Origin of the sequence: Intrasporangium sp. (assembly GCF_030452765.1) — a bacterium.
Taxonomy (GTDB): Bacteria; Actinomycetota; Actinomycetes; order Actinomycetales; family Dermatophilaceae; genus Intrasporangium_A.
The window spans coordinates 1-6218 of record NZ_JAKDLO010000223.1 but is presented as its reverse complement, the minus strand read 5'-3'; the positions used below and the strand labels follow the sequence as shown (position 1 = coordinate 6218).

2 protein-coding genes are annotated in these 6218 nt (G+C 71.7%); both read left to right on the top strand.

Going from position 1 to position 6218, the window contains the following annotated elements:
* Window positions 1-2599, top strand: a 2599-nt coding sequence (locus L0H79_RS19840) for a beta-N-acetylglucosaminidase domain-containing protein (RefSeq protein ID WP_301486371.1), incomplete at its 5' end; no start/stop codon positions are given.
* 11 nt (window positions 2600-2610) lie between these two features.
* On the top strand, window positions 2611-6150 hold the full coding sequence (locus L0H79_RS19835) for a beta-galactosidase (RefSeq protein ID WP_301486370.1): 3540 nt from the start codon (window positions 2611-2613) through the stop codon (window positions 6148-6150).
* Window positions 6151-6218 lie beyond the last annotated feature (68 nt).

Genomic DNA, 6218 nt, shown 5'->3' with positions numbered 1-6218 from the left:
GAACTCAGCCTGCCAGCCGGCGCCGTCCATCGGCGGCAGCGTGCCGGTGACCGGTCGGGTGCGACTCGTGGTCGGCCCCGACACGGACCAGGCGGCAGACGCCGTCCTGACCGCGCTGCTGCGCTCGCGCGGGGTCACTCGCATCGAGCGCGTGGCGGCCGGCTCGAGCCGTCCGCGTCCGGGGCTGCTGACCATCCACCTCGGCGATGCCGAGCGTGCAGATGTCGACGCGGCGCTCTCCGGCACGAGCGTCCCGACTGCCGACGAGGGCTACGCCCTGCGATCCAGCCGTTCGTGGCGCGGGACGACGGTGGCGATCGGCGGTGTCGACGGCTCGGGTCAGTTCTACGCAGTGCAGACGCTCAGGCAGCTGCTGCAGTGGGGCAGGCACGGCTGGCAGCTCCCGCAGGTTGGGGTGACGGACTGGCCCGCCATGCCGCTGCGCGGGACGATCGAGGGCTTCTACGGCCCGCCGTGGACACCGGCCGAACGGCTCGACCAGATGGACTTCTACGGCCAGGTCAAGGCGAACACCTACATCTACGCGCCGAAGGACGACCCGTACCACCGCGACCGGTGGCGCGACCCCTACCCCGCCGACAAGCTCGCCGAGCTCGGCACGCTGGTGCAGCGGGCGGGCGCAAATCACGTCCGCTTCACCTTCGCCGTCTCGCCCGGCGGCTCGATCTGCTACTCCGACCGGGGCGACCGCGACAAGCTCGAGGCGAAGCTGCAGAGCATGTACGACCTCGGGGTACGGGCGTTCTCCGTCCCGCTGGACGACATCAGCTACACGAGCTGGAACTGCCCAGGCGACGAGGCGGCATACGGCGCGCCCGGCCGCCTCGCGGCTGCCAAGGCGCAGGTGAGCCTGCTCAACGACCTGCAGCGCCGCTGGGTGGCCGGCCACCCCGGCGCCCGGCCCTTGCAGATGGTCCCCACCGAGTACGGCGACCTGACCGACACCGCCTACAAGCAGCAGCTGCGCTCCACCCTCGACCCGGCCGTCGTGGTCATGTGGACCGGCACCGCGGTGGTGCCGCCGTCGATCACCAACGAGCAGGCCGACCGCGCCTCGGCGCTGTTCGGCCGCAAGGTCTTCGTGTGGGACAACTACCCGGTCAACGACTACGGCAACACCGCCGGGCGGCTGCTGCTCGCGCCCTACGACAAGCGTGAGGGCGGGCTGTCCGACCACCTCAGCGGCATCGTCGCCAACCCGATGAACCAGCCGTACGCGAGCAAGGTCGCCGTGTTCGGCGCCGCCGACTTCACCTGGAACGACCGCGCCTACGACGCGGACGTGGACTGGCCGCGCGCCATGTCCTACCTCGCCGGCGGAAACCATGCGGCCACCACCGCGCTGCTCGTCTTCGGTGACCTCGAGCACCTCGCGCCGACCTTCAGTACGACCCCGTGGCAACCGCAGGCCCCGGAGCTGGGCAGGCGCGTCGCGCGATTCTGGGAGCTGCTCGACGGCGCGCACCCAGCGCGGGCCGTCGCCGGGCTGAAGGCGTATGCCGCTGCGATCCAGCGCGCCCCGGCCACCATCCGCCGTGGCTCGGTGCAGGCCGGCTTCGTCGCCGACGCCGGGCCGTGGCTGGACGCCACCGAGCTGTGGGGCCGGGCCATGGTGGTCCAGCTCGACGCCGTCACCGCCCGGCTGCGCGGCGAGGTCGACAGGGCCAAGGAGCTGACCGACCAGTCCAGGCAGCTGCAGGCACGGGCGAGCGAGATACGGGTCGATCCGCCTCGCAACGCGTGGGGCGCGGCGAAGGTCAAGGTCGGTGACGGCGTCCTGGACACCTTCCTCGACGACGCGGCAGACCTCGTGGCGCATCCCGTCGCGGTGAAGCTGCCGGCCAAGGCGCTGCTCGCCCAGGACGGCAGCACGTCGGTCCCGCTGACTATCACCAACCGCGTGGCCGGCCGCGTGGCCGGGGTGCACCTGCGCGTACAGGCGCCGGACGGCGTCACCGTCGCCCCTGTCGAGCTCGACCTCGGCGACCTCGCCACGGGGGAGTCACGCGAGGGCACCGTGCGCCTGTCGTGGAGCGGTGACAGCACTCCCACAGCGCGCGCCGTCCCGCTGACCGCCACCGTCGAGTGGAGCACCCGGTCGGGCACGGAGCGGGCGAGCAGCAGCAGCGACCTGCAGGCCACCTGCGCCTTGACGCCCACCCGGCCCACTGCGGCCACCGCCGACAGCGAGGAGACCACCGGGGAGGACGCGCCGGTCGGCAACGCGATCGACGGCGACACCTCGACCTTCTGGCACACCCAGTGGTCCGGCGGCTCACCGCCACCGCCGCACCAGATCACGATGGACCTCGGCGCCACCAGGTCGGTCTGTGCAGTGCGCTACCTGCCCCGCCAGGACTCGGCCAACGGGCAGATCAAGGACTACGAGGTCTACGCCAGCGCCGACGGCACCACCTGGGGTGCCCCGGTCGCCACGGGCTTCCTCGCGGCCGGCTTCGGCGAGAAGTGGATCCCCTTCGCCCAGACCGACGCCCGCTACGTCAAGCTCGTCGCGCTGACCGAGCAGCACGGCAACCCATGGACCACAGCCGCCGAAGTGAGCGTGGACGCGCGATGACCCTCAGGACGATGACCCTCAGCACGAAGACCCTCAGCACGAAGACCCTCAGCACGAAGACCCTCAGGACCAAGACCCTCAGGACCAAGACCGTCGCAGCCCTGGCCGCACTGGCCACCGCGATCACCGGTGCTGTCGCGGCTTCGGTGCCTGCCGCTGCCGCCCCAGGCGGCCCGGTGGCGACTGCCACCTCGAGCGCCTCGCAGGTGCGGCCGCCGGCCTTCCCAGGCAACGACGGCAGGTCGCACCGGATCACCTGGGACGAGCACTCGCTCAAGGTCGACGGCAAGCGGCTGGTGGTCTACTCCGGTGAGCTGCACTACTGGCGGCTGCCCAGCCCGGACCAGTGGCGCGACGTGCTGCAGAAGCTGACGGCGTCCGGGTTCAACGCCGTGTCGCTCTACTTCTTCTGGGGCTACCACTCGAGCAGGCCGGGCCAGTTCGACTTCACTGGCGTGCGCGACATCGACCGGCTGCTGACCATGGCCGAGCAGGAGGGGCTGTACGTCATCGCGCGCCCGGGACCGTACATCAACGCCGAGGCCAGCATGGGTGGGCTGCCCGCCTACCTGGCCAACTACGGCGGTGCCCCGCGCACCCTCGACGAGGCCAAGAGCGTCGCGGCCGACCTCGACTGGCTGGCCCACGTCGACGCCATCATCAAGCGGCACCAGCTCACCGACGGCGGCGGCAGCGTCATCGCCTACCAGGTCGAGAACGAGCAGATCAGCCACGGCGCCAAGCAGATCGCCTACATCGACAAGCTCCAGCAGGCGGTCAAGGACGACGGCATCACGGTGCCGCTGTTCCACAACGACTGGGGCGACGGTCACGGGTGGAACGTGCCCGGCGGGAGCGGGGGCTCGCAGCTCGACCTCTACGCCTTCGACACCTACCCACTCGGCTTCGACTGCGCCGGGTCCCGTGGTCGGCTCGGCGACTACGAAGCACGCATCCGCGGCTACTCCCCGAAGACCCCGGTCTTCATCGCCGAGGGCCAGGCCGGTGCCTTCACCGCATGGGGCCGTGACTTCCAGACCAGCCGGTGCGCCGACTTCGTCGACGAGCCGTTCACCCGGCAGTTCGCCGCGAACAACGTCGCGAACGGCGCGACGATGACCAACGCCTACATGGAGTACGGCGGCACCAACTGGGGCTGGACGGGCGACCCGGGCTCCGGTTTCACGTCATACGACTACGGCGCCCCGATCGCCGAGGACCGGCAGGTCCGTCCGAAGATGAGCGCGCAGAAGGAGTACGGCTACCTCTTCGAGGCGGTGGCCCCCATCGCCTCGGCGCACGCGGTGAGCTCGCCGGCGTTCGAGCAGGACGGCGGTGGAGCGGTCCGGGTCGACCAGCGACTCTCCAGCGAGGACACGGCGCGGACCTCCGTGTCCGGCAACGGCGCCCGCATCCTCACCCTGCGCCACGCCGACTCCGACGACACCTCGACCGCGCACGTCACCATGCCGCTCGACCTGTCCGTCGTGCCGCAGCCGCCGGAACCGCCGAGCTACCGCTGGAACGACTCGGACACCACGACCATCCGCTACACCGGAGACTGGACCCACGCCTCCGGGCAGAGCTGGACCAGCGGCGACTACCAGGACGACGAGACGTTCTCGAACCGCGCAGGCGACAGCGTGGAGCTGAGCTTCACGGGTCCCACGATCCGCTGGATCGCCCCCGACTCGAGCAACCACGGGACCGCCGACGTCTACGTCGACGGGGTCAAGAAGGCCACGGTGGACAGCTACGCCTCGTCGGCCACCTTCCAGCAGGTCAAGTTCGAGGCCAACGACCTCGGCGAGAGCGAACACACCCTGAGGCTCGTCGTCACCGGCCAGAAGGGCACTCCCGCCTCGCAGGGCACCTTCATCTCGGTGGACGCCTTCGACACCGCACCGACGGTCACGCCGCCCCCGCCACCGGGCCCAGCGGCATACCCCCGCATCCCCCAGGAGGGACCCGGCATCGCGGTGCAGGGCCGTGACGCGACCACCCTGCTGGCCGACTACCGCTTCGGCGCGCACCGGCTCGTCTACTCCACCTCCCAGCTGCTCACCACGCTGAGCAGGTCGCCGCAGGACGCCGTGGTCCTCGACGGCGCCACCGGGACGAGTGGCGAGACGGTGCTGCGCTACCGCATCCGCCCCCGCGTCGAACAGCTCTCCGGGTCTGGCGCGAAGGTGACGTGGGACGCGAAGCGGCACGACCTTCGGCTCGACTACACCCACGACGGGACCACCGTGGTGCGCATCTCGGGTGGCGGGGCGCCCAGCCTGCTCGTCATCCTCACCAACCGCGACTCGGTGCAGAGCACGTGGCGGCTCGACGCCGGCAGGACGGACGTGCTCGTCATGGGCGCAGCGCTGGTGCGCACCGCCCGTATGTCGCTGGGCACCACCCTGGCGCTCACCGGCGACACCGCATCGGCAGCCACCGCAACCCTCTACGCGCCGCCCCGGGTGCACCGTGTGACGTGGAACGGGCAGCGCGTGCCTGCGTGGCGCAACCGCGCCGGGGCGCTCGTGGTCCATCTGCCGGGCACCACCCAGCTGACCGGGTCGACCGTCTCGACCTGGCGGACGGCGACCTCCGACCCCGAGCGCCGACCCGGCTTCGACGACTCAGGATGGCGCGTGGCGGATCTGCAGGCGTCGGAGAACCCGCGGCATGCGGCCGGCGCGCAGGCGGGAGTGGTGCTGGACGCGGAGGAGTACGGCTTCCACGAGGGCGACGTCTGGTACCGCGGGCGGTTCACACCCGGCACGGCGGCCACCAGCGCCTCGGTGTCCGTGAAGACCGGTACCGCCGGGGTCGCCCTCGCGTGGCTGGACGGCGCCTACCTCGGCTCCGTCGGCGACGGCGGGCACACCGTGGCCATCCCAGCCGGCGCGCTGACGCCGGGCGAACCGGCCGAGGTCTCGGTGCTCGTGCGCAACATGGGCCAGTACGAGGACTGGTCGGCCGACGGCCGCTCCAAGGGCGGCCGGGGGCTGGTCGACGTCGCCATCGACGGCGCGGGTCCGTGGGTGTGGCGGCTGCAGGGAGCGGTGGGTGCCGACGAGCCGGTCGATATCGCCCGCGGTCTCTACAACAACGGCGGGCTCTGGGGCGAGCGGCAGGGCTGGCACCTGCCCGGTGCCCCGGACGCGAGCTGGCCGAGCACCCAGTCGCTCAAGAGCGCCCGTCCCGGCGTGAGCTTCTACCGCGCCTCCGTCACCGTCCCGCGCCGAGACGGCACCGATACGGCATGGGCAATCCGGTTCGACGACGACGGTGGCAAGGCCGGCCGCTACCGCGCGCTGCTGTTCGTCAACGGCTGGAACACCGGTCAGTACGTCAACAACGTCGGCCCACAGCGCGAGTTCGTCATCCCGTCCGGGTTCCTCGAGCCGGGTGCCAACACGGTGGCGCTCGTGGTCACCGCGGAGCAGGCCGGTGTCGGCCCGGACTCGGTGAGCCTGGTCAACCGCTGGACCGTCGCCGGAGGCGTCGGCGCGCAGCCGAACGACGCGCCGGGATGGGCGCAGCTGTTCGGACCCTGAGCCGGCCGAGCCGCCGCCGGCCGGCACCAGACCCCCCCCACCCCCCCCCCCCCCCGCGAAAGGTGGCC